This is a genomic window from Streptomyces sp. NPDC001508, from assembly GCF_040298665.1.
GTDB lineage: Bacteria > Actinomycetota > Actinomycetes > Streptomycetales > Streptomycetaceae > Streptomyces.
In genome coordinates this window covers 111,626-134,759 of record NZ_JBEPAP010000019.1, presented here as the reverse complement: position 1 = coordinate 134,759, position 23,134 = coordinate 111,626, and the positions used below count along the sequence as shown (strand labels likewise).

19 protein-coding genes are annotated in these 23,134 nt (G+C 70.3%); 11 read left to right on the top strand and 8 right to left on the bottom strand.

The window, feature by feature from the left end:
- Positions 1–98: 98 nt before the first annotated feature.
- Positions 99–3,137: an excinuclease ABC subunit UvrA gene (gene uvrA / locus ABT245_RS19495; RefSeq protein ID WP_351735145.1), complete on the bottom strand. Its 3,039-nt coding sequence runs from the start codon at positions 3,135–3,137 to the stop codon at positions 99–101.
- Between the two features lie 224 nt (positions 3,138–3,361).
- Here uvrA and ABT245_RS19490 point away from each other — a divergent pair, with 224 nt between their 5' ends.
- The 6 genes from ABT245_RS19490 to ABT245_RS19465 all read left to right on the top strand — a co-directional run bounded on the left by ABT245_RS19490 (position 3,362) and on the right by ABT245_RS19465 (position 8,398).
- Positions 3,362–4,051: a maleylpyruvate isomerase family mycothiol-dependent enzyme gene (locus tag ABT245_RS19490; RefSeq protein WP_351735143.1), complete on the top strand. Its 690-nt coding sequence runs from the start codon at positions 3,362–3,364 to the stop codon at positions 4,049–4,051.
- Positions 4,052–4,094: 43 nt separating this feature from the next.
- On the top strand, positions 4,095–4,745 hold the full coding sequence (locus ABT245_RS19485; RefSeq protein WP_351735141.1) for an MBL fold metallo-hydrolase: 651 nt from the start codon (positions 4,095–4,097) through the stop codon (positions 4,743–4,745).
- Between the two features lie 94 nt (positions 4,746–4,839).
- Positions 4,840–5,244, top strand: a complete 405-nt coding sequence (locus ABT245_RS19480) for a hypothetical protein (RefSeq protein ID WP_351735139.1) — start codon at positions 4,840–4,842, stop codon at positions 5,242–5,244.
- 576 nt (positions 5,245–5,820) lie between these two features.
- Entirely contained in the window at positions 5,821–6,702 is an 882-nt protein-coding gene (locus tag ABT245_RS19475) for an ABC transporter substrate-binding protein (protein WP_351735137.1), read from the top strand.
- Positions 6,699–7,634, top strand: coding sequence for an amino acid ABC transporter permease (locus tag ABT245_RS19470; protein ID WP_351735135.1), 936 nt, complete (start codon positions 6,699–6,701; stop codon positions 7,632–7,634). The genes ABT245_RS19475 and ABT245_RS19470 overlap by 4 nt, the downstream gene beginning before the upstream one ends.
- A complete protein-coding gene (locus ABT245_RS19465; protein WP_351735133.1) occupies positions 7,631–8,398 on the top strand; it encodes an amino acid ABC transporter ATP-binding protein in 768 nt (255 codons plus the stop codon). Before ABT245_RS19470 ends, ABT245_RS19465 begins: the two co-directional genes overlap by 4 nt.
- Positions 8,399–8,500: 102 nt before the next feature.
- Here the strand turns inward: ABT245_RS19465 and aroQ are convergent, their stop codons facing one another.
- Positions 8,501–8,974: a type II 3-dehydroquinate dehydratase gene (aroQ, locus tag ABT245_RS19460; RefSeq protein WP_351735131.1), complete on the bottom strand. Its 474-nt coding sequence runs from the start codon at positions 8,972–8,974 to the stop codon at positions 8,501–8,503.
- 342 nt (positions 8,975–9,316) lie between these two features.
- Between aroQ and ABT245_RS19455 the strand changes: the two genes are divergently transcribed.
- Positions 9,317–10,588 (top strand): MFS transporter, encoded by a 1,272-nt coding sequence (locus tag ABT245_RS19455; RefSeq protein WP_351735129.1) that lies wholly within the window; start codon positions 9,317–9,319, stop codon positions 10,586–10,588.
- On the opposite strand, the gene ABT245_RS19450 is transcribed toward ABT245_RS19455, so the two are convergent.
- The 6 genes from ABT245_RS19450 to ABT245_RS19425 form a co-directional block, all read right to left on the bottom strand.
- A complete protein-coding gene (locus tag ABT245_RS19450; RefSeq protein WP_351735127.1) occupies positions 10,578–11,672 on the bottom strand; it encodes a calcium:cation antiporter in 1,095 nt (364 codons plus the stop codon). The two genes, ABT245_RS19455 and ABT245_RS19450, sit on opposite strands and share 11 nt — an antisense overlap.
- Before the next feature lie 244 nt (positions 11,673–11,916).
- Entirely contained in the window at positions 11,917–12,909 is a 993-nt protein-coding gene (locus ABT245_RS19445; protein WP_351735125.1) for a TerC family protein, read from the bottom strand.
- A 234-nt stretch (positions 12,910–13,143) separates the two neighbouring features.
- Positions 13,144–15,162, bottom strand: a complete 2,019-nt coding sequence (locus ABT245_RS19440; protein WP_351735123.1) for a TerD family protein — start codon at positions 15,160–15,162, stop codon at positions 13,144–13,146.
- Positions 15,163–15,217: 55 nt separating this feature from the next.
- The gene (locus tag ABT245_RS19435; RefSeq protein ID WP_351735121.1) at positions 15,218–15,796 is read right to left on the bottom strand and encodes a TerD family protein; all 579 of its coding nucleotides are present in this window, start codon (positions 15,794–15,796) and stop codon (positions 15,218–15,220) included.
- A gap of 160 nt (positions 15,797–15,956) precedes the next feature.
- Entirely contained in the window at positions 15,957–18,110 is a 2,154-nt protein-coding gene (gene uvrB, locus ABT245_RS19430; protein WP_351735119.1) for an excinuclease ABC subunit UvrB, read from the bottom strand.
- Between the two features lie 40 nt (positions 18,111–18,150).
- Positions 18,151–19,041 carry an MHYT domain-containing protein gene (locus ABT245_RS19425; protein WP_351735117.1) on the bottom strand — a complete coding sequence of 297 codons (891 nt, stop codon included), beginning with the start codon at positions 19,039–19,041 and terminating at the stop codon, positions 18,151–18,153.
- Between the two features lie 279 nt (positions 19,042–19,320).
- Here ABT245_RS19425 and ABT245_RS19420 point away from each other — a divergent pair, with 279 nt between their 5' ends.
- The 4 genes from ABT245_RS19420 (at position 19,321) to ABT245_RS19405 (ending at position 22,797) form a co-directional block, all read left to right on the top strand.
- Positions 19,321–20,193 (top strand): glycerophosphodiester phosphodiesterase, encoded by an 873-nt coding sequence (locus ABT245_RS19420; RefSeq protein WP_351735115.1) that lies wholly within the window; start codon positions 19,321–19,323, stop codon positions 20,191–20,193.
- 73 nt (positions 20,194–20,266) lie between these two features.
- Positions 20,267–20,821, top strand: a complete 555-nt coding sequence (locus ABT245_RS19415; protein ID WP_351735113.1) for a methylated-DNA--[protein]-cysteine S-methyltransferase — start codon at positions 20,267–20,269, stop codon at positions 20,819–20,821.
- A gap of 156 nt (positions 20,822–20,977) precedes the next feature.
- Complete coding sequence (locus tag ABT245_RS19410; RefSeq protein WP_351735111.1) at positions 20,978–21,886, top strand: pseudouridine-5'-phosphate glycosidase; 909 nt, start codon at positions 20,978–20,980, stop codon at positions 21,884–21,886.
- On the top strand, positions 21,883–22,797 hold the full coding sequence (locus tag ABT245_RS19405) for a carbohydrate kinase family protein (protein ID WP_351735109.1): 915 nt from the start codon (positions 21,883–21,885) through the stop codon (positions 22,795–22,797). Before ABT245_RS19410 ends, ABT245_RS19405 begins: the two co-directional genes overlap by 4 nt.
- Positions 22,798–23,134 lie beyond the last annotated feature (337 nt).

Sequence of the window (23,134 nt, the reverse complement as noted above, 5' to 3'; positions counted from 1 at the left end):
GAACGAGCGGCGCCCCGCGGGGAGTTCCCGCGGGGCGCCGCTTGTTTGAGGACTTGTCAGGACGCGGTCGCCGCCCGGCTGCGCGGGTCCGGGCGCGTCTAGGCCTTGCGCGTCCGTGTCGTCTTCTTCGCGGGTGCCGCCTTCTTGGTGACCCCCTCGGCCTTCTTGGTCGCCGTGTTGTTCGCGGTCTTCGCCGTTCTGGCCGTGGTCGTCCGCTTCGCCGTCGACTTGGCCGCGACGGTCTTCTTGGCCGAGGCCCGGCGCGGGGCGGGCACCGAGGCCGCGTCGCTGATGCGTTCGGCGTCCAGGACCTCACGCAGGAACTTGCCGGTGTGGCTCGTCGGGACCCCGGCGACCTCCTCCGGTGTGCCCTCGGCGACGACGAGACCGCCGCCCGCACCGCCCTCGGGGCCCATGTCGACAACCCAGTCAGCGGTCTTGATCACATCGAGGTTGTGCTCGATGACGATGACCGTGTTGCCCTTGTCGACCAGGCCGGAGAGGACCTTCAGCAGCTTGCTGATGTCCTCGAAGTGCAGACCGGTGGTCGGCTCGTCCAGGACGTAGACGGTGCGCCCGGTGGAGCGGCGCTGGAGTTCGCTCGCGAGCTTGACGCGCTGCGCCTCGCCACCCGACAGGGTGGTCGCGGACTGGCCGAGCCGGACGTAGCCGAGTCCGACGTCGTGCAGGGTCCTGAGGTGGCGGGCGATCGCGGGGACGGCCTCGAAGAAGTCGAGGGCCTCCTCGATCGGCATGTTCAGGACCTCGGCGATGGACTTGCCCTTGTAGTGGACCTCCAGGGTCTCCCGGTTGTACCGGGCGCCGTGGCAGACCTCACACGGCACGTAGACGTCCGGGAGGAAGTTCATCTCGATCTTGATCGTGCCGTCGCCCGCACAGTTCTCGCAGCGGCCGCCCTTGACGTTGAAGGAGAAGCGGCCGGGCTGGTAGCCGCGGACCTTGGCTTCGGTGGTCTCGGCGAACAGCTTGCGGATGTGGTCGAAGACACCGGTGTACGTCGCCGGGTTGGACCGGGGGGTGCGGCCGATGGGCGACTGGTCGACGTGCACCACCTTGTCGACGAGGTCGTCGCCGTCCACGCGCGTGTGCCGCCCCGGCACATTGCGGGCGCCGTTCAGCTCGCGGGCCAGGTGTGTGTAGAGGATGTCGTTGACCAGCGTCGACTTCCCGGAGCCGGACACACCCGTGACGGCCGTGAACACACCCAGCGGGAAGGACACGTCGATGTCCTGGAGGTTGTTCTCCCGGGCCCCGTGCACCGTGAGTCTGCGGGACCGGTCCTGCGGGCGCCGGACGTCGGGCACCGGAATGGACTTCCTGCCCGCCAGGTACTGACCGGTCTGCGACTCCTCGTTGACGAGCAGTTCCTTGAGGGAGCCGCTGTGCACGACCTTTCCGCCGTGCTCGCCCGCGCCGGGGCCGATGTCCACGACCCAGTCGGCGATCTTGATGGTGTCCTCGTCGTGCTCGACGACGATGAGCGTGTTGCCCATGTCGCGCAGCCGGACCAGGGTCTCGATGAGCCGGTGGTTGTCGCGCTGGTGCAGGCCGATCGACGGTTCGTCGAGGACGTACAGGACGCCGACCAGCCCGGAGCCGATCTGGGTGGCCAGGCGGATGCGCTGGGCCTCGCCACCGGAGAGCGTGCCGGCGGCGCGGTTCAGCGAGAGGTAGTCCAGGCCGACGTCCACCAGGAACCTCAGCCGCTCGTTGACCTCCTTCAGCACCCGCTCGGCGATCTTCTTGTCCCGGGCACTCAGCTTCAGCTCGCCCAGGAAGTCCGCGCAGTCACTGATCGACATCGCGGAGACCTCGGCGATCGACTTCCCCATGATCGTGACGGCGAGGACGATCGGCTTGAGCCTCGTGCCCTCACAGGTGGGGCAGGGCACCTCGCGCATATAGCCCTCGAAGCGCTCGCGGCTGGCGTCGCTCTCGGCCTCGCTGTGCCGGCGCTTGACGAAGGGCACGGCTCCCTCGAAGGGCGTCGTGTACACGCGCTCTCGCCCGTACCGGTTGCGGTAGCGCACCTCGATCTGCGTCTTGTGGCCGTAGAGCAGGGCCTTCCTGGCGCGCTGCGGAAGGCCGGCGAACGGAATGTCCGTCCGGAATCCGAGGGCGTCCGCCAGGGCGCCGACGAGTCGGCCGAAGTAGTCCTTGGTGTGCCCGTGCGACCAGGGGTGGATGGCGCCGTCGTCGAGGGACTTGTCCTCGTCCGGGACGATCAGCTCGGGGTCGACCTCCATGCGCGTGCCGATGCCGGTGCATTCGGGGCATGCGCCGAAGGGCGAGTTGAAGGAGAAGGAGCGGGGCTCCAGTTCCTCGAAGGACAGGTCGTCGTAGGGGCAGTACAGGTGCTCCGAGAACATGCGCTCGCGCTCGGGGTCGTCCTCGGGGAGGTCGACGAAGTCGAGCACGACCATGCCACCGGACAGGCCGAGGGCGGTTTCCACGGAGTCGGTGAGGCGCCGCTTGGCGGAGTCCTTCACTGTGAGGCGGTCGACGACCACCTCGATGGTGTGCTTCTCCTGCTTCTTCAGCGCGGGCGGTTCGGAGAGCTGGACGGTCTCCCCGTCCACACGCGCACGGCTGTACCCCTTCGTCTGAAGGTCGGCGAACAGGTCGACGAACTCGCCCTTGCGCTCGCGCACGAGGGGCGAGAGCACCTGGAAGCGGCTCCCCTCCGGCAGTTCCAGGACCCTGTCCACGATGGCCTGCGGCGACTGGCGCGAGATGGGCCGGCCGCACTCGGGGCAGTGCGGCTTGCCGATGCGCGCGAAGAGCAGACGCAGGTAGTCGTAGACCTCGGTGATGGTGCCGACCGTGGAGCGGGGGTTGCGCGAGGTCGACTTCTGGTCGATGGAGACCGCCGGGGACAGGCCCTCGATGAAGTCGACGTCCGGCTTGTCCATCTGTCCGAGGAACTGCCGGGCGTAGGAGGACAGCGACTCCACGTAGCGCCGCTGTCCCTCGGCGAAGATGGTGTCGAAGGCCAGCGAGGACTTGCCCGACCCCGACAGGCCCGTGAAGACGATGAGCGAGTCACGCGGCAGGTCGAGCGAGACATTCTTCAGGTTGTGCTCGCGCGCGCCACGGACGATGAGACGGTCGGCCACGCCGGTCCGCACCTTTCTTCAGAGAAGTGACAGGGGCCGGGGCCCCCGTGCTTCTTCAGACTAGGGGGAGCCACTGACAACGCCGGTCGGATTCCCGGTTGGATAACAAACCCGGGCCATCCAGCATGCCCGACGCCGCCCCCGACGATATAGCACGCACATTCGATTTGCGGGCCAGCCCCACAACCTTCACCCGAAGGAGTGGCGGGGCTAGGGTCGGCCCCATGGTTGATCACGCCCACGACCTGGTGTCTGTACGTACCGCGTCCGATCGGCTCCTCATCGCAGCCGCCGCACTGGACAACGCTGCCGTGACCGAGTCGTCACGGCTGCCCGGCTGGACCCGCGGACACATCCTGGCCCACCTGGCCCGCAACGCGGACGCGCTCGTGAACGTCCTGGAGGGGCGTCCCATGTACGCCTCCGCCGAGGCCCGCGACGCCGACATCGAGCGGGACGCCCCGCGCCCCCTGGACGTCCAGCTCGCCGACCTGCGCAACAGCGCGGCCCGCTTCCATAACGTGGGCGCCGCGCCCGCGGACTGGACCCGGACGGTGGAACTGCGCAACGGGGTCGTCGACGCGGCGTGGCGGGTGCCGTTCCGGCGCTGGGCCGAGGTCGAGCTGCACCACGTGGATCTCGGGATCGGGTACGAGCTGGAGGATCTTCCGGCGGAGTTCGTGGTGCGCGAGATCGACTTCCTAGCAGAGCGCTTCCGCGGTCACCGGGACGTGCCCGCGACGAGTCTGGCCGACGACGAGGGCCACACATGGGCCACGGGCGGCGGCGCCGAGGGCGGCCCGATCGCCGTCGAGGGATCGGCCGCCGACCTGCTCGGCTGGCTGGCCGGGCGGCGCGACGGCTCCGCCCTGCGAGCCGTGGGCGGCCCGCTGCCGACGCTGCCTCCGCTGTAGCCGGCGGAGCCCCCGGGCCGCTCCCCGCTATAGGCTGGCGGCCATGACGTACAGCGGAGAGGTGACGGTCGGCGGACCGGCGGACGTGCACGAACTCAAGGACCTGATGATCACCAAGATCGCGGTCGGGCCGATGGACAACAACGCCTATCTGCTGCGCTGCCGGGCCACCGACGAGCAGTTGCTGATCGACGCCGCCAACGACGCGGAGACGCTGCTCGGCATGATCGGTGACGACGGCATCGCCTCCGTCGTCACCACGCACCAGCACGGTGACCACTGGCAGGCGCTCGACCGGGTGGTGGCGGCCACGGGCGCGCGTACGTTCGCGGGCCGGGACGATGCCGCCGGCATCCCGGTGCCGACCGACGTCCCGGTCGACGACGGCGACATCATCCGGGTCGGCCAGGTCCAGCTGACCGCGCGCCATCTGGTGGGGCACACCCCGGGGTCGATCGCGCTGGTCTACGACGACCCGCACGGCCACCCGCACGTCTTCACCGGGGACTGCCTCTTCCCCGGGGGTCCCGGCCGGACGACGCGACCCGCGGACTTCGAGAGCCTCATGTCCGGGCTTGAGACGAAGGTCTTCACGCTGCCGGACGAGACGTGGATCTACCCGGGCCACGGCAACGACACCACCCTCGGGGCGGAACGTCCCCACATCCAGGAGTGGTGGGCCCGCGGCTGGTAGACCCCCAGGTGCGACCCGGACGTGCTCTGTCACATCGCCCTCACGTCGCCCGCCGTCGCGCTCCCTCTGTCGCACCGTCTCCGAGCCCGTCACGATGTCCCTGGCAGTCGACGGCGAAGGGACGTACATGGACCGCATGGGGGTTCCGCACCGGACGTTCAAGCACTTGCTGAGCGGGTTCGTCCGTAGCGAGGCCGAAGAGATCGCTCACTACGGCCGGGACGCCGACGTCGTGATCCCCGGAGAGCCGTTCGGCAGTGTGTTCGCCTGGCTCTGGGAGGAGCACCGGGATGCCGCGGTGGGGGCTTTCGCCGGTCTCCTGGCCGAGGCGCGACGCGCCGGCGAACTGGGCGACGAGATACGGCTGGAGAGCCTGATCAAGGGTCTGCGTACGGCGCTTCAGCGCTCTCGCCTCGGTCAGGAGCAGGAGTTCTGGGATGTGGAGCGGACACTGCGCGAGCAGGTTCCGGAGCACTTCGGCGGCAGGACCGACCTCTGACAGCGAACGCCGATGCAGCCATTCGCCCCGCCACCGATCGGCGCGGGGCGCTGCGTTGCGAAGTGGTGCACGGTGTGGCGCGCGGTCGCCGTCTTCACGCTGGCGCATGCGCGGCCCGTGCGCATGCGCCGCGTACGCGCCTGCCACGAGCGCCGAGCGCGGGCACTCGGGTCCCGCCCCCGGCGCACACTCGGCCCGTACGCTCCGCGCAAGGTGGCGGCGCGCGCCCCGTGTGAATCGTTCGCACACGTCGAGGGCGCGTGCGCGCTCCCGGAATGCGCTGATGCGCGGTCAACTGGTAGCAGCCCCGCGCAGGATGACGGCTCCTGGGCGGGACGGGCCGTCGGCCACACCATCATCCCGCCCTCGGCCGGCGGCCCAGGCGGCGGACAGGCGGACCCAGGCCGCCGGCCACGGAGGCGGGCGTGGTCGGTCGGGCCCGGGCCGGTCACCGGGAGGCACGGGCCGCCATCGGCGGGCCGGCGGCGTTCACACGGCGGCAACACCCATTCCCAGCATGCGGACAATTACCGTCATGACCTCGACAAACACGGCATTCACTGCCACTCTCCCGCCATGCATCTTGCCCCTCGCGCGCTGCGCGGCGCCGTCGCCGCCGTCATAGCCCTGCTCGCCACCGCCGTCGGCTGCGCTCCGCAGCCCGAGGAGAAGGCGGCCACCACGCCGTCCGGTTCGGACGGGACCACCTGTGCCAAGGGCGAGTTGGACACCAGGACAGCCGGCAAGCTGACCATCGCCACGGACGAACCCGCCTACGAACCGTGGTTCAAGGACGACGAGCCCGCCAACGGGAAGGGCTTCGAGTCGGCGGTGGCGTACGCGGTGGCCCGGCAGCTCGGCTACGACCGGGACGCCGTCGTCTGGCAGAGCGTGCCCTTCAACAAGGCCTTCGCGCCAGGGGCCAAGACCTTCGACTTCGACATCAACCAGGTGTCGATCAGCGCCGAGCGCAAGAAGGCCGTGGACTTCTCGTCCGGCTACTACGACGTGCGCCAGGCCGTCATCGCCCTCAAGGGCACGAAGGCCACGAAGGCGACGGGCATCGCGGATCTGGCGGATCTCAAGCTGGGCGCCCAGGTGGGCACCACCAGCCTGGACTACATCAACGACCTGGTGCGGCCCAAGCGGGAGGCGGCCGTGTACGCCAAGAACGACCAGGCGAAATCCGCGCTGAAGAACGGCCAGGTCGACGCCATCGTCGCCGACCTGCCGACCGCGTTCTACATCACGGCCGCCGAGATCCCGAGCGCCGAGATCGTGGGCCAGTTCGAGAACCAGGGCGGCACCCCGGAGCAGTTCGGGCTCGTCCTCGACAAGGGCAGCGCGCTCACCTCGTGTGTCACGCGGGCCGTCGACGCGCTGCGCAAGGACGGCACCCTCGCCCGGATCGAGACGCAGTGGCTGTCCGATGCCGTCGACGCCCCCGTGCTCAAGTGACGGTCACGAAGGGCGAGTCCGGCCGGGAGGGCGCGGACGACAAGGGTCGCGTCTCGGGTGAGCCGACCGGCGCCCGCCCCGGCGACGGTTACGTCCCGTCGCGGCGGCGGCTCGACCGCGAACGCCACAAGCGCGCCCGGACCCGGCGCGCCACGGCCGTTGCGGCGCTGTCGACGCTGGCGACGGCCGCCGTCCTGTATCTGGTCGTCGTCAACGCACCGGGCTGGCCGCGCACCCAGGAGACGTTCTTCAACGGGCGGTACGCGCGCGAGGCGTTCCCGAAGGTCCTCGAAGGGCTGTGGCTGAACGTCCGGCTGCTGCTCGTCTGCGGCGTCGCCGTCCTGGTCCTCGGCATGCTGATCGCCGTCGCGCGCACACTGCGCGGCCCGGTGTTCTTCCCGTTGCGGGTGCTGGCCGCCGCGTACACCGACTTCTTCCGCGGACTGCCGCTGATCATCAATCTGATGATCGTGGTGCTGGGCGTTCCGGCGCTGCGGCTGCAGGGCGTGACGGTCGATCCGGTGCTGCTGGGCGGCACGGCGCTGACCCTGACGTACTCGGCATACGTGGCCGAGGTCTTCCGCGCCGGCATCGAGTCCGTGCATCCCTCGCAGCGTGCGGCGGCCCGCTCGCTCGGCCTGACCAACCGGCAGGCGCTGCGCCATGTGGTGCTGCCCCAGGCGGTGCGTCGCCAGGTGCCGCCTCTGCTCAACGACTTGGTATCGCTTCAGAAGGACACCGGGCTCGTGTCCATCGGCGGCGCCGTGGACGCCGTGCGGGCCGCGGACATCATCGTGGGCCGCAGTCTCAACTACACGCCGTACATCGTCGCGGGACTGGTCTTCGTCGCGCTGACGATCCCGATGACCCGCTTCACGGACTGGATGACGGCCCGGATGGACCGGCAACGGACCCAGGGAGGCACGATATGAGCACCACGCACACGGAGGGCTCCCCCGTGCTGCGCATGGAGTCCGTCCGCAAGACCTTCGGTGGCACGGTCGTCCTGCGGGACGTGGATCTGGAGGTAGCACCGCACACGGTGACGGCGCTGATCGGCGCCTCCGGCTCGGGCAAGTCGACGCTGCTGCGCTGCGCCAACCTCCTGGAGGAGATCGACGACGGCGCGATCTGGCTGGACGGCGTGGAGATCACCGACCCCAGGGTCGACCAGGACGCGATACGGCGCCGTATCGGCGTGGTCTTCCAGGCGTACAACCTCTTTCCGCACATGACGGTGCTGGAGAACATCACGCTCGCCCCGCGCCGGGTGCACGGGGTGGCGCGCGCGGAGGCGGAGGAGCGCGCCGTGGAGCTGCTGGAGCGGCTTGGTCTGGGTGACAAGGCGCGGGCGTACCCGGACCGGTTGAGCGGTGGCCAGCAGCAACGGGTGGCGATCGTGCGGGCCCTGGCGGTGCGCCCGCGACTGCTGCTGCTCGACGAGATCACCGCGGCCCTCGATCCCGAGCTGGTGGGCGAGGTGCTCACCGTGGTCCGCGACCTGAAGGACGACGGCATGACCATGGTGCTGGCAACGCACGAGATGGGCTTCGCCCGGGACGTCGCCGACCAGGTCTGTTTCCTGGACGGCGGCGTCGTGCTGGAGCGGGGCACCGCCGAGCAGGTCTTCGAGGATCCGCAGCAGGAGCGCACCCGCCGCTTTCTGCGGCGGATCGTGGAGGCGGGCCGCCTCTGAGCCGCTTTCAAGCCGCCTACAAGGCGACGACTTGAAGTCGGCGGCCGGCTCGAAGACGGCAGTCGGCTTTAAGACGTCGATCGGCTTTCAAACCTGTGCGTCCTAGGCGTCGGTCTGTGCCGCGCCCACCAGAGCGGCGACCCGCTCCACGCCGAACACATACCCCTGCACTCCGCACCCGGCGATGACGCCGTCGGCGCGCAGGGAGACGTACGAGTGGTGACGGAACGACTCACGCTTGTGGATGTTGGAGATATGGACCTCCAGTACGGGCAGGCCGTCGCAGACGTTGAGCGCGTCCAGAATCGCGACGGATGTGTGCGAGTAGGCACCCGGGTTGATGACGATCCCGCAGTGGTTGAGCCGCGCCTCGTGGATCCAGTCGACGAGTACGCCCTCGTGGTTGGACTGCCGGAAGTCCACCGTGCCGCCGTGCGCCCCCGCGGCCTTGGCACACAGGGCCTCGATGTCGGCGAGGGTGTCGGAGCCGTAGATCTCGGGCTGGCGCTGGCCGAGCAGGTTCAGATTGGGCCCGTTGAGGATCATGATCGGGGCGTTGGCCAGGGTGCGGGGCACGGTTCCTCCGGTCCGTTCGGGGTGGCGGTGTGTCGACGACCGCTGCTGGGACCCGGTTTACCACGGTGCGCCGGCGGCACGTTGTGCGGCGGCGGCCAGGCTCTGTGCCCGGGCGCCGCAGGCGTACGCCCCCTGCATGCCGGTCGTCTTCGACGTCGACTTCGCTCGCACCGGGCCCCGTTCATGATTCGCCCTGGAGGAACGATCCGCGTCGACGGCCCGGCCCGGCGCGTCACGGTCCTCTGCTGACGCAGGACTCACCTCCGCACGCCCCCGTAACCGCCCATCACTGTGGGTAGTTGACGCGGCATGCGCGATGTACGCACCGTAAGGTCACCGTCCATGCTGCGGATCGCAGCCGCCTCGCTCGTCGGCAGCGCGATCGAGTTCTACGACTTCTTCGTCTACGGGACCGCGGCGGCCCTCGTCCTCGGTCCGCTGTTCTTCCCGACGTTCTCGCCGCTGGCGGGGACACTGGCCGCCTTCGCGACGTTCGGCGTGGGGTTCGTCGCCCGGCCGCTGGGTTCCGTGCTGTTCGGGCACATGGGGGACCGACGGGGGCGGCGGCCGGTTCTCATCGCCTCACTGCTGCTCACCGGCGTGTCGACGGTCGCGGTGGGGTGTCTGCCGACGTACTCGACGATCGGGGCGGGCGCGCCCCTGTTGTTGCTCGTCCTGCGCTTTCTGCAGGGGCTGGGACTCGGCGGTGAGTGGGGCGGAGCGGTGCTGCTGACCGCGGAGCACGCCCCTCCGGGACGGCGGGTGCTGTGGTCGAGCTTTCCCCAGGTGGGGCCTTCACTGGGCTTCCTGCTCGCCAATGGCGTGATGCTGGCCCTGTCGGCGTCGCTGTCGGACACGCAGTTCGCGCAGTGGGGCTGGCGGGTGCCCTTCTGGATGGCCGGGGCGCTCGCCCTGACGGGGCTGTGGCTGCGCTCCTCGCTCACCGAAAGCCCCGGGTTCCTGGCCATCGAGGACCACGCGCGCGTGCCGCTCGTCGACGTCTTCCGGCACCACTGGCGGCTGGTGCTGCTGACGGCCGGAGCCCTCGCGGTGGGGTACGCCGTGTTCTACGCCGTGACCACCTGGGCCCTCGCGTACGGGACGGAGCGGCTCGGGGTGAGCCGCTCCGTCATGCTGACCTGTGTCATGGCCGCCGTGGTGGTGAAGGGGGCGCTGACGCCCTTCATGGCCGTGCTCGGCGACCGCTTCGGGCGGCGGCCCATGTGCCTGACCGGGTGCACCGCCGCCGCCCTGTGGATGTTCCCGATGGTCGCGCTCCTGGCCACGGGGGAGCCGCTGCTCATGTTCCTCGCCTTCCTCGGTGCGCTGGTCGCGTTCATCACCATGTTCGCGGTGATCGCCGCGTATCTGCCGGAGCTGTACGAGGCCCGGCTGCGCTGCACGGGCGCCGCGGTGGGCTACAACCTCGGCGGAGTCCTCGGCGGCGCGCTCACGCCGATCGTCGCGACCGCGCTCGCCGAGCACTCGGGGCGCGTCCCCTGGGGCGTGGGCGCCTATCTGACCGGGGTGGCGCTGCTCAGCCTTTGGTGCTTCGCCCTGCTGCCGGAGACCCGTCCGGTGCCGGCGGTGACGGCCAAGCCGGTCACGGGTTGATCGCCAGTTCCAGATAGGCCGCGAACAGCACCAGGTGCACCCCGCCCTGCAGGGGCGTGGCATGGCCCGGCACCACGGTCAGGGAGCTGACCACCACGGTCAGGGCGAGCAGCAGCATGTGTGTGGAGCCGAGTCCGAGGACCAGCGGTCCGGAGAGCCAGACGGAGGCGAGGGCCACGGCGGGGATGGTCAGACCGATGCTGGCCATCGCCGAGCCCAGGGCGAGGTTGAGGCTGGTCTGCACCCGGTCGCGGCGGGTGGAACGGAGCGCGGCGATCGTCTCGGGCAGCAGCACCAGCAAGGCGATGACCACGCCGACGACCGCATGGTGCAGGCCGGCGGCTTCCACTCCGGACTCGATGGTCGGTGACACGCCCTTGGCGAGGCCGACCACGCCGATCAGGGCCAGGCCGAGCAGACCGAGGCTGGTCCAGGCGGTGCGCGCGGACGGCGCCGTCGCGTGGTCGTCCGCGGTGATCACCTCGCCCTGGCGGGTGATCGGCAGAAAGTAGTCGCGGTGCCGGACGGTCTGGGTGGCCACGAACAGCCCGTAGAGGATCAGTGAGGAGAGTGCCGCGAAGGTCAGTTGCACCCCGGAGAACTCGGGGCCCGGTTTGCTGGTGGTGAAGGTCGGCAGCACCAGGCTGAGTGTCGCCAGGGTCGCGACGGTCGCGAGAGCGGCGCCGGTGCCCTCCGGGTTGAAGACGGCGGTGCCGTGGCGCAGGGACCCGAGGAGGCACAGCCCCACCACGCCGTTGCAGGTGATCATCACCGCGGCGAAGACCGTGTCCCGGGCCAGTGTTGAACTCTTGTCGCCGCCGTCGATCATGAGGGTGACGATCAGGGCGACCTCGATGATGGTGACGGCGATGGCGAGGACGAGGGAGCCGAAGGGTTCGCCGACCCGGTGGGCGACCACCTCGGCGTGGTGCACGGCTGCCAGGACGGACCCGGCGAGGACCACGGTCACCAGCGCGACGACGGCACCGGGCAGACTACGGCCCCAGGTGAAGACGAGAAGGACGATCGCGAGCACCGGCACGAGGAGCGTCCACTGAGTGAGCGACCTGAACCGATGGGTCATGCGGCGATGCTGGCAGAGGCGTACAAGATTCGCATTCCGGTCCTTTCGGTGGCGAGGGAGGCGAGCGCGCAGCGACGCACCCGACAATCCCGAATCGGCGGGGATCCGAGCTGCCCGCGTCCGTCCCGGAGGGACGGGACCGCTCGGCACCCGGCGGAGCAGCGGGAGCGGTGGGCGGCCAGGCACTGCCCACCGCTCCCGTGCTGACTGGTGTCGCCTGCGCCTTGTCCCGCCTTCGCGGGGGTCAGGCGTCGACGCTGTCCTTGGGTCCTTCGCTGGGCGTCGGCGGCTGCGCCGTCTCGGCCGCCGCCTGTTTCTTGCTCGCCATGAGGCTGGTAATCGTCGTGACGATCAGGACGCCGCAGATCACGCCGAGCGAGACGGGGATGCTGATCTCCGGGACGTGCACCCCGGACTCGTGCAGGGCGTGCAACACCAGCTTGACGCCGATGAAGCCGAGGATGACCGACAGGCCGTACGAGAGGTGGACCAGCTTCCTGAGCAGTCCGCCGATGAGGAAGTACAACTGCCTGAGACCCATCAGGGCGAAGGCGTTGGCGGTGAAGACGATGTATGGGTCCTGCGTCAGGCCGAAGATCGCGGGGATGGAGTCCAGCGCGAACAGCACGTCCGTCGTACCGATCGCGAGCATCACGACCAGCATCGGCGTCATGACGCGCTTGCCGTTCTGCTGGATCCACAGCTTGGTGCCGTGGTAGCGGTCGGCCACTCCGAACCTGCGCTCGGCCGCCTTCAGCAGCTTGTTCTCCTCGAACTCCTCCTCCTGCTCCTCCGCCCTGGCCTCCTGGATCAGCTTCCAGGCGGTCCAGATCAGGAAGGCGCCGAAGAGGTAGAAGACCCAGGAGAAGCTCGTGATGATCGCGGCTCCCGCGGCGATGAAGACCGCACGCAGGACCAGGGCTATGAGGACGCCGACGAGCAGCACCCGCTGCTGGTACTGCGAGGGCACCGCGAACTTCGCCATGATCAGGACGAAGACGAAGAGATTGTCGACGCTCAGCGACTTCTCGGTGATGAAGCCCGCGAAGAACTCGCCGGACGGCTGGCCGCCACCGAAGACGAGCAGACCGAGGCCGAAGAGTCCGGCCAGGGCGATCCAGACGACCGTCCAGATGCCGGCTTCCTTGATCGACACGTCGTGGGGTTTGCGGCCGATGAAGAAGTCGACCGAGATCAGAGCGGCGAGCCCCGCGATGGTCAGGACCCACAGGGTCACGGATACATCCACTGCGCCTCCGGTACGTGAACGGGCAAAGGGTCAGCGTCGTCGCTGCCGGAGGTCTCTTCCACCCGAGACGGGCCGACGCCCCGGGATCTGGCCTGATCCGTATTGACGGGTACGCCGCAGCAGACAGGGAGTACTCCCCTCCGTACGAAGGACAGTACCCCAAACACCAAGTAAAGGTAAAGTGATTGGCGAAAAATGACCAAACTGCCTGGTCAAGGGCCTTTACTTGATCTTGGTGCGGGCGATGGCCACCTGGGTGAGCACGTGGTCGAGCACCTGACTGCCGGGCGGGACCAGCGACGGCTCGTACGTCCAGGCATGGCCGACCCAGGGGTCGGCGAGGTGATCGTCGGGTACCGGGGTGAGTCGCATGAGCGAACGCCACAGCGGGTCCAGCAAAGGGCCGTACGCGGCGGCGTCCTGGCGGTCCGCGACCATCAGCAGGTGGACGCCGACCGAGGGGCCCTCGTCCGCGAGGTAGCGCAGGCCCGTGACGGCCCGGTCGTCGAAACCGTGCGGGAAGTCGTTGACGATCAGCAGCTGCCGGGCCGTGTCGAGGCCGGGCGGCAACGCATCGGCGGCGCCGCCGCGCAGCGCCATCTGCACCAGGTCGACGCGCTGGGTGAGCCCGCCCAGGACCTGTGTCACCCCCGCGGCGCCGGTCGCCGGCGGCGCGGCCAGCACGCCCGCCCCTACCAGCGGAGCGAGTTCCCGGGTCGCCGAACCGGCCGGATCGATCACATGGGCCGCGAAGTCGCCCGCCGGATGGGCGGCCAACAGCCGGGTCGCGACCGCCACCGCTGTCTCCATCGCACGCTGCCGCAGCTCACCGGAGTCCAGGAACGAGACGCCCGCCGCCGCGGGACCGCTGTCGATCCACAGTCCCCGCTCCAGGGGCAGCCGCACCAGCAGCGGTATGCGCAGCGCGGGGCTCTCCGGCAGATGGAGGTCGCCCAGCCGCAGGGCCATGGGGGGCTCCGTGGGCACGCGGTACCCGTGCCAGACGGGGTTGTCCCAGCGGGCGTACGCCGGCGGAAACGCGGGCTCTATGACCCCGGCCTCGGCGGTGAGCTGGGCGAGGTCGCGGTCGAGGACCGCCGCGGCCTGGTCGACGAGCTGGGCGCGCTTGGCACGCGCCGCGTCCCGCGCGGCGTCGCCGACGGAGCCGAGCCTGCTGCGCGGGTCGGAAAGGATCTGGTCCAGTTCCTTCTCCATGCGGGAGTCCGCGAAGTCGACGGCGCTGCGGTACGCGGCCGTCGTCCGGGCCAGGTCCTCGAACATGCCCCAGACCTGGTTGTAGAGCCGCTCGTCGAGGGACCAGCCGGCCGCGTCGCCCGCCACGGGTGGCGCGGGCGCGCCCGGCGGGGTGGGCGGCGCCTGTGGCGGAGGCGGTGGAGCCGTCGCGTGTCCGCGGCTCGGGTGGGTGTAGTCGATCGGGCTGCCGGTGGCCGCGGTGGACTGTGTCGTGTCGGCCGCCGCAGCCTCGTACCCGCGCTCCCCCGGTCCTGCCGATGTCTGCGCCGGGTAGGGGCTGGACGCCTCGTACGGATGGGCGGGCCGCGGCGGCACCGGGCCGGCGGCGGCACCGGAAGCGGAGCCCGGCTGGTCGGTGCCGGACGCGGGCGCCGCAGCCCTGCGGATGCGGTCGCCGTCCGCCGGGCGCGGCGGGGGTGTCGCGACCGACCGGGCCAGGCCCCGGGCCACCGCCTCCTGGATGCCGCCCGCGAGGTCGTCGGCCCGGGGCACCCCGAGGTCGGTGAAGAGCGCGGCGAGACCGTCCGCGTAGCCCTGTCCGACGGCGCGCACCTTCCAGGTGCCCTGTCTGCGGTACAGCTCCAGGGCCACCACGGCCGACTCGGCGTCCAGCCCGGTCAGCGTGTAACGGGCGATCTCCGTGCCGTCGAGGCCTGTGACCGCGGCGCGCGGGGCGGTGACGGCGCCGAAACGGAGCGGACCGCCCACCGCGGAGGGCAGGGCGAGCAGCACGTTGACCCGGTGCACGGCCTCGGGCATGGCCGCAAGGTCCACGGCCAGCCGATGGTCGGCGGCAGCCTGCCTGGACACCTCGATGCCGGGCAGCGTGGGCGCGCCCGGGTGGGCGACCCACGCGCCGTCGCGCGCCCTGCCGGTCTCGTCGCTGAGCGTGGCGCCCGCCACGACCGGCACGTCGGCCGTGATCCGGATTTCTAGCCGGGCCTGGGAGAGCGGGTGGTTCTGCCCGCGTACCAGTTCGGCCGTCATCGCCTTCCCCCTGTGTCGTGGTGTCGTGCGCCGCTCGTCGGTGTCGCCGGTCGTCCTACAGGTGCGGCAGGATCGCGGGCATCAGGTCCTGGAAGGTACGGCCGTTGGCCGGGGTACCGATGGCGGTCATCGCCCAGCCGGCACCGGACCGGTGCACCTTGGCCATGACCTGGGCGGTGTAGGCGCCGCCGCCGGCCAGCGTGTAGCGGGCGAGTTCCTGGCCGTTGGTCTCGTCGACCAGGCGGCAGAAAGCGTTCTGCACCTCCTGGAAGGTCTGGCCCGTGAAGGAGTTCACGGTGAAGACGATCTGGTCGATGTGGACAGGCACCCGCTGGAGGTCGACGAGGATGGACTCGTCGTCGCCGCCCTGGCCCGCGCCGCCCACGAGATTGTCACCGGTGTGACGCACGGAGCCGTCGTCGCTCACCAGATGGCGGAAGAACACCACGTCGACGGGCTGCTTGTCGGCGAACAGCACCGCGGAGGCGTCCAGGTCGATCTCCCGCGTGCGGGAGCCGAACAGACCCCGGCGCGGGGCCGCCTGCCAGCCGAGACCCATCCGGACCGCGGTCAGGGTGCCCCCGTCCTTCTTCTCCAGACTGATGGCCTGACCCTTGGTCATGTTGACGGTCACGGCTGCTTCCCCTCTCGGTGTTTCCCCTGTTGCCGCGGCGCCCGCGGTTGACCAGAACCCTACGCACCGGCACTGACAGTGCCGAACCCCGGTCCGCGCTTTGTGTCGGTGTTGCAACACTTCGCGCACGTACCGAGGTCCGGGACGGTCGGTGGCGGGTTCAGGCCAGCCCCGCCTCCCTCATCTGGCGCAGCTCCTTCTTCATCTCGGAGACCTCGTCACGCAGCCGGGCCGCGATCTCGAACTGCAGGTCGGCGGCGGCGGCGCGCATGCGCTCCGTCATCTCCTCGATCTGCGCGGCGAGTTCGGCCGCCGGGTGGTCCGTCGGCACCGCGTCCTTGGCCTTGGCCCTGCCCTTGGCGGGCTTGGCGGTCTTCGCCCCCTTGGCCGCCTTGTCGCCGAGCGACGGGACCGGGGCCTTGGCGCCCTTGCCGTCCTTCGATTTGCGGTATCCGGTGCCGAGAAGCTGCTCGGTGTCGACCTCCTCGCGGGCGATCTGCGCGACGATGTCGTTGATCTTCTTGCGCAGCGGCTGTGGGTCGATGCCGTTGGCCTTGTTGAAGGCGATCTGCTTCTCGCGGCGCCGGTTGGTCTCGTCGATGGCCCGCTCCATCGCCGGGGTGATCTTGTCGGCGTACATATGGACCTGACCGGAGACATTGCGCGCCGCGCGGCCGATGGTCTGGATCAGGGACGTCCCCGAGCGCAGGAACCCCTCCTTGTCGGCGTCGAGGATCGCCACGAGGGAGACCTCGGGCAGGTCCAGGCCCTCCCGCAGCAGGTTGATGCCGACCAGGACGTCGAACTCGCCGGAGCGCAGTTCGCGCAGCAGCTCGACGCGGCGCAGGGTGTCGACGTCGCTGTGCAGATAGCGGACCTGGATGCCGAGTTCCAGGAAGTAGTCCGTGAGGTCCTCGGCCATCTTCTTGGTGAGCGTGGTGACCAGGACGCGTTCGTCCTTCTCTGTGCGCTTGCGGATCTCGTGCACCAGGTCGTCGATCTGGCCCTCGGTGGGCTTGACCACGACCTCTGGGTCGACCAGGCCGGTGGGGCGGATGATCTGCTCCACGACCCCGTCGGAGCGCGACAGCTCGTAGGCGCCCGGAGTGGCGGACAGGTAGACGGTCTGCTCGATGCGCTCCTGGAACTCCTCCCACTTCAGCGGGCGGTTGTCCAGCGCGGAGGGCAGGCGGAAGCCGTGCTCCACGAGGGTGCGCTTGCGGGAGGCGTCGCCCTCGTACATGGCGCCGATCTGCGGGACGGTGACATGCGACTCGTCGATGACGAGCAGGAAGTCGTCCGGGAAGTAGTCCAGCAGGGTGTTGGGCGGGGAGCCGGGCAAGCGGCCGTCGAAGTGCATCGAGTAGTTCTCCACGCCGGAGCAGGTGCCGATCTGGCGGAGCATCTCGATGTCGTACGTGGTGCGCATCCGCAGCCGCTGCGCCTCCAGGAGCTTGCCCTGCTTCTCCAGCTCGGCCAGACGCTCCGCCAGCTCCTTCTCGATGTCGTTCACGGCCCGCTCCATGCGCTCGGGACCGGCGATGTAGTGCGAGGCGGGGAAGACGTACAGCTGCTGGTCGTCGCTGATGATCTCGCCGGTGAGCGGGTGGAGGGTGGACAGAGCCTCGATCTCGTCGCCGAACATCTCGATACGGACGGCCAGTTCCTCGTACACCGGGAAGATCTCGATGGTGTCGCCGCGGACGCGGAAGGTGCCGCGGGTGAACGCCATGTCGTTGCGCGTGTACTGGATGTCCACGAAGCGGCGCAGCAGATCGTCGCGGTCGATCTCGTCGCCCACCCGGAGGGGGACCATCCGGTCCACGTACTCCTGTGGCGTGCCGAGGCCGTAGATGCAGGAGACGGAGGCGACCACGACGACGTCGCGGCGGGTGAGCAGCGAGTTGGTCGCGGAGTGCCGCAGGCGCTCCACCTCCTCGTTGATCGAGGAGTCCTTCTCGATGTAGGTGTCCGACTGCGGGACGTAGGCCTCGGGCTGGTAGTAGTCGTAGTACGAGACGAAGTACTCGACCGCGTTGTTCGGGAGCAGCTCGCGGAACTCGTTGGCCAGCTGGGCGGCCAGTGTCTTGTTCGGCGCCATCACGAGCGTGGGGCGCTGGAGCTGCTCGATCATCCACGCCGTGGTGGCGGACTTGCCGGTGCCGGTCGCGCCCAGCAGGACGACGTCCTTCTCACCGGCCCCGATGCGCTTGGCCAGGTCGGCGATGGCCGTCGGCTGGTCGCCGCTGGGCTGGTAGGGGCTGACGACCTCGAAGGGCGCCACCGTGCGTTCGATGTGGGAAACGGGCCGCATGCCATCCACCGTACGACCCCGCACTGACAACGGGCTCCGGTCAGCGGTTCTGCGGGGTGCGTGAGCTGTGGTGTCCCGGCTGATCGGCCCTCTGGTGGATCCACTGGGGGCCGGCCGGGACCTCCGGGCGGCGGCGCGGATGCGGGGCGACCGCGCCGGCGGGGACGCCCGGTTTGCGCTCCTGCGGGGGCCGGGCGGGCCTGCCCGCGATCATCAGCGGGTCGACCATCACGATGACGCCCGCGAGCAGAAGAAAGGCGAGGGGGCCGATCAGCATGGGCGCGAGCAGGTCCGCGGACGAGGAGTCACCGGATGCCGCGGCGGAGCCGTGGATGTGGACGGTGAGGGCGGCCATGCCGGTGTAGTGCATGCCGCTGACCGCGAGCCCCATGACGAGGCTGGCACCCACGCTCCACAGGAAGCCACGGACCTGTCCCGCGGCCCACAGGGCGGTGGTGGCGGCCACGACCGCTATCACGACGGAGGCGGCGACGGTGACGGTGTTGTACTCCAGCCTCCCGTGCAGGCGTATGCCCGCCATGCCGAGGTAGTGCATCGAGGCGATGCCCAGGCCGGTGATCGTTCCGCCGGTGAACAGTGCCGTTCCGGTGGCGCCGCGGTAGCCGACGATGAAGATCCCGACGCCCACCATGACGATGGCGATGCCGAGGCTCGCGTATGTGATCGGTCTGTCGAAGTGGACCGGGGTCTCCGCGACCGTGAATCCCATCATGGCGACGAAGTGCATGGTCCAGATGCCGGAGCCGATGGCGGCGGCGCCCAGGGCGAGCCAGACGGGGCGCCTGGAGTGGCACACCAGCAGGGACCGGGTCGTGCAGCGCAGACCGAGGGCGCCGCCGAGGCAGGCCATCAGGAAGGCCACCAACGGGGTGACGGCCCCGTAACTGAAGTCGTCGACCGTGCCCTGCATGCGCGGCTGCCCTTCCGCCTTCTTACGTCCCGGATGATCTGATATTCGCCCCCGTCCCAGGACCGCTCGGGCGGTCAGGGTTGTCGCAGAGAGTATGACCCCCACCGGAACGGACGAACGATTTTCCGGCAAAGAAACACGCCCTTGCCCCACTTGTGCGGCATCGGTGAGCGGCCACGGGCATCTCGGTCCAAACTGTGCTCATCCTGTAGCGCGCCGCTGTCCACTCTCTGCTGTCACCCTGGTGCCGTCCGTATTCGCCCGTCGCGAGGAGCACGCATGCACGCGCGCGTCATTGCCGTCACGGCCGTCGCGCTGCTGGGGGCCGCCACCCTGTTGACGCCCACCCACCACGCCCGGGCCGGCGGCACCGGCGGCCAGGTCACGATCGTCGCCCACCGGGGCGCCTCGGCCTACGCCCCGGAGAACACCCTGCCCGCCGTCGACGAGGCGGCACGAAGGGGCTTCACCTGGGTCGAGAACGACGTGCAGCGGACCAAGGACGGCGAACTCGTCGTCATCCACGACGACAGCCTGGCCCGCACCACGAACGCCGAGGAGGTGTTCCCTGACCGGGCGCCCTGGAAGGTGAAGGACTTCACCGCGGCCGAAATCGCCCGCCTGGACGCGGGCAGCTGGTTCGGACCCGCGTACGCGGGCACGCGCGTGCCGACGCTCACGGAGTACATGCGGCGGATCGACCACAACCACGAGAAACTGCTCCTGGAGATCAAGAGTCCGCAGCTGTACCCGGGCATCGAGCGGGACACCCTGAAGCTCCTCGGCAACGAGGGCTGGCTGGACCGGCAGCACCTCGGCCGGCTCGTCGTGCAGAGCTTCAGCGCGGACAGCCTGCGCATCGTGCACGACCTGAAGCCGGGCCTCACGACCGGCTACCTCGGCACGCCGTCGGCGACGGACCTGCGCGCCTACGCCGGCTTCGCGGACCTGATCAACCCGTCCTACACGTCCGTCTCCAGGAACTACGTCACCACCGTGCATTCCTACGACGGGCCGCACGGCAGGCCGCTCGGGGTGTTCGCCTGGACCGTCAACGATGCACCAACCGCCCGGAAAGTCGCCGGGTACGGCGTCGACGGCATCATCACGAACCAGCCCGACGTGATGCGGCAGGCGCTGAGCGCCCCCTGAGTCCGCGCGGCGGAACGGCCGGGACCGACCGGTGGCGGGGCATTTGTCAGTGGCGGGTCGTACGGTGGGGCGCATGGACAGCCATGGGCAGGACGAGCAGCGGGTGGTGTGGGCCGTCGTGGGCACCGACATCGGTCCGCTGCTGCTGGCGGCGACCGGGGGCGGCCTGGTCAACGTCGTGTTCCACGCGAGCGACGGGGTGCGCGACCGGGCACTGGAACGGCTGGCGGCCCGGCTGGGCACCGAGCCCGTCGAGGCACCCGATTCTCCGCTGCTGGGCGAGGCGATACGCCAGATCGAGGCGTACTTCGCGGGGAGGCGGCACGACTTCGAGCTGCCGCTGGACTGGTCGCTGATCTCTGGCTTCAACCGGCAGGTGCTGCGGGAACTGGCTTTTGGCGTCCCGTACGGCACGGTCGTCGGATACGGCGATCTGGCCGGGCGGGTCGGCCAGCCCGGGGCGGCGCAGGCGGTGGGCATGGCCATGGGTTCCAATCCGCTGCCGGTCGTCGTGCCCTGTCACCGTGTCGTGGAGAGCGACGGCGGCATCGGCGGGTTCGGAGGCGGTGTGGAGACCAAGCGGAGGCTGCTCGCCCTGGAGGGCGTGCTGCCCGAGCCCCTGTTCTGACGGTCCTCGGAGCCGACGTTGCGCGGTGCCTCGCCGCGAGCGCTGTTGGAGCCGTGTCCTCCCAGGCTGGTGGCGGGCCCCCGCAGGGCACGAGCGTTTAGCCCGCTGTGCGGGTCGCCAGGAATGAGGGAGGGATGACTGACGGGAGGCTCACCCGTGGTGCTGGTGGTGGCGGAAGAAGTACGGGAGGCGATCGACGCGCGTCGTCCCGTGGTGGCCCTGGAGTCCACGATCATCGCGCACGGGCTGCCGCGCCCGCGCAATCTCCGGGTGGCGCAGGAACTGGAGGAGGCGGTACGGCGAGAGGGTGCCGTGCCCGCCACGATCGCCGTGCTGGACGGGCGTCCCCATGTGGGTCTGGACAAGGAGCAGTTGGAGCGGATCGCGAACGAGGAGGGCCTGCGCAAGCTGGGCCATCGCAACCTTCCGCTCGCCGTGGCGGCTGGGGCGAGCGGGGCGACCACGGTGTCGGCGACCGCGCTGCTGGCGGCACTGACCGGTGTCCGGGTGTTCGCGACCGGCGGGCTGGGCGGAGTGCACCGGCAGTGGACGGTGACGCAGGACGAATCCGCGGACCTGGGCCTGCTGGCGCGTACCCGGATCACGGTGGTGTGCGCGGGGGTGAAGTCGATCCTGGACGTACCGGCCACCCTGCAGCGGTTGGAGACGCTGGGGGTCGCGGTCGCCGGGTACGGCACGGACCGGTTCCCCGGCTTCTATCTGTCCGACTCCGGGCACCCCGTCGACTGGACGGTGCACAGCCCGGAGGAGGTGGCGCGGGTCATGCGCGCCCAGGACGCGCTGGACGGTCCGGAGTCGGCGTTGATCGTCGCGAATCCCGTGCCGGAGACGGAGCAACTGGATCCCGCAACGCACTCGCGGGTGCTCGCCGACGCGCTGCGTGCGTGCGAGCAGCAGGGGATCACCGGCCAAGCGGTCACGCCGTTCCTGCTGGACTACCTGGTCCGGCACACCGACGGCGCCTCGCTGAGCGCCAATCTGGCGGCCGTCCGCGGCAATGTGCGGCTGGCGGCACGGATCGCGGCGGCGTGGACCCGGGGGTGACGACGGGGCGGACGGGGGCGCTGCTGGTCGTCGGGGACATCGTCACCGATGTCGTCGCCCGGCACAGGGGCCCGCTCGCCGCCGGCACCGACACGGCGGCGACGATCCGGACGCTGCCCGGCGGGGCGGGCGCCAATGTGGCCTGCTGGGCCGCTGCGGCGGGCTGCGCCGACGTGCGGCTGCTGGGGCGGGTGGGTGCGGACGCGGCGGCGTGGCACGAGCGGGAACTGGTGTCGGCCGGAGTGCGTCCGCAGCTCGTGCTCGACGCGGAGGCGGCGACCGCGACGGTGATCTGCCTCGTGGACACGGACGCCGCGGCCGAGCGCACCTTCCTCACGGACAGCGGCGCGTCGCTGCGGCTCGAACCGGCCGACTGGTCGGACGCGCTGCTCGACGGGGTGGCCCGGCTCCATCTGTCCGGCTATCTGCTGTTCTCGGAGCCGAGCCGGGCGCTGGCGGCGGTGGCCCTGCAGGCGGCACGCGCGCGTGGGGTGCCGGTGAGCCTGGATCCGGCATCTGCGGGGTTCCTCCGGGACTTGGGGGTGGGCCGCTTCCTGGCGTTCGCCGAGGCGCTGGATGTCCTGCTGCCCAGCCAGGAGGAGGCGTGCCTGCTGACGGGTCTGTCCGATCCGGCGGACGCCGCGGCCAAGCTGAGCCGTCTCATCCCGCTTGTGGTCGCCAAGCTCGGTGCCGGCGGGGCGCTGGTGGCCCGGTCCGGCGAGGTGCTCGCCCGGGTTCCGGCCGTGCCGGTGACGCCCCGGGACACGACGGGCGCGGGAGACGCGTTCACCGGCGCCTTCCTGGCCGCCCTCCTCGCGGGTGCGGGTGCCGAGGACGCGGCGGCGCGGGGGTGCCGGGCGGGTGCCCGTGCGGTGGAGCGGGTGGGCGGTCGGCCACCGGTACGCGAATGACCGCGACGCGGGCTTGATCGCGGCAGGCTCCCGGCACGGGCCGGCTGCGGCGCGGCGGTATATGCGAAACGGCGGGCCCACCGGACTTCCCGCAGCTCGGGCACGGTGATACCGGTGATGGGCAGAAGGAGAGGCGCGGCAGCACACGTGCGCGGGGCGCACGGGGCAATGCCATCAGCGCGGCACGGCAAGCGTCATGCGGGGCAGAAGGCGTGGTGCAGGGCAGAAGGCCCCATGGGGCCTAGGACGACCTCACGTGGCACAGTTCGCGTCGTGCGGCGCAGGGCTCTCGTCTGGCGCAGGCGTCTCGCCAGGCGCAGCATCTTTGGCGCAATTC

Coding starts and splice junctions, on each gene's coding strand:
- ABT245_RS19440 (WP_351735123.1), bottom strand. CDS start 15,162: ATGACGGCCGAACTGGTACGCGGGCAGAACCACCCGCTCTCCCAGGCC.
- ABT245_RS19475 (WP_351735137.1), top strand. CDS start 5,821: ATGCATCTTGCCCCTCGCGCGCTGCGCGGCGCCGTCGCCGCCGTCATA.
- ABT245_RS19490 (WP_351735143.1), top strand. CDS start 3,362: ATGGTTGATCACGCCCACGACCTGGTGTCTGTACGTACCGCGTCCGAT.
- ABT245_RS19485 (WP_351735141.1), top strand. CDS start 4,095: ATGACGTACAGCGGAGAGGTGACGGTCGGCGGACCGGCGGACGTGCAC.
- ABT245_RS19465 (WP_351735133.1), top strand. CDS start 7,631: ATGAGCACCACGCACACGGAGGGCTCCCCCGTGCTGCGCATGGAGTCC.
- ABT245_RS19455 (WP_351735129.1), top strand. CDS start 9,317: ATGCTGCGGATCGCAGCCGCCTCGCTCGTCGGCAGCGCGATCGAGTTC.
- uvrB (WP_351735119.1), bottom strand. CDS start 18,110: ATGCGGCCCGTTTCCCACATCGAACGCACGGTGGCGCCCTTCGAGGTC.
- ABT245_RS19480 (WP_351735139.1), top strand. CDS start 4,840: ATGTCCCTGGCAGTCGACGGCGAAGGGACGTACATGGACCGCATGGGG.
- ABT245_RS19450 (WP_351735127.1), bottom strand. CDS start 11,672: ATGACCCATCGGTTCAGGTCGCTCACTCAGTGGACGCTCCTCGTGCCG.
- ABT245_RS19420 (WP_351735115.1), top strand. CDS start 19,321: ATGCACGCGCGCGTCATTGCCGTCACGGCCGTCGCGCTGCTGGGGGCC.
- ABT245_RS19415 (WP_351735113.1), top strand. CDS start 20,267: ATGGACAGCCATGGGCAGGACGAGCAGCGGGTGGTGTGGGCCGTCGTG.
- ABT245_RS19425 (WP_351735117.1), bottom strand. CDS start 19,041: ATGCAGGGCACGGTCGACGACTTCAGTTACGGGGCCGTCACCCCGTTG.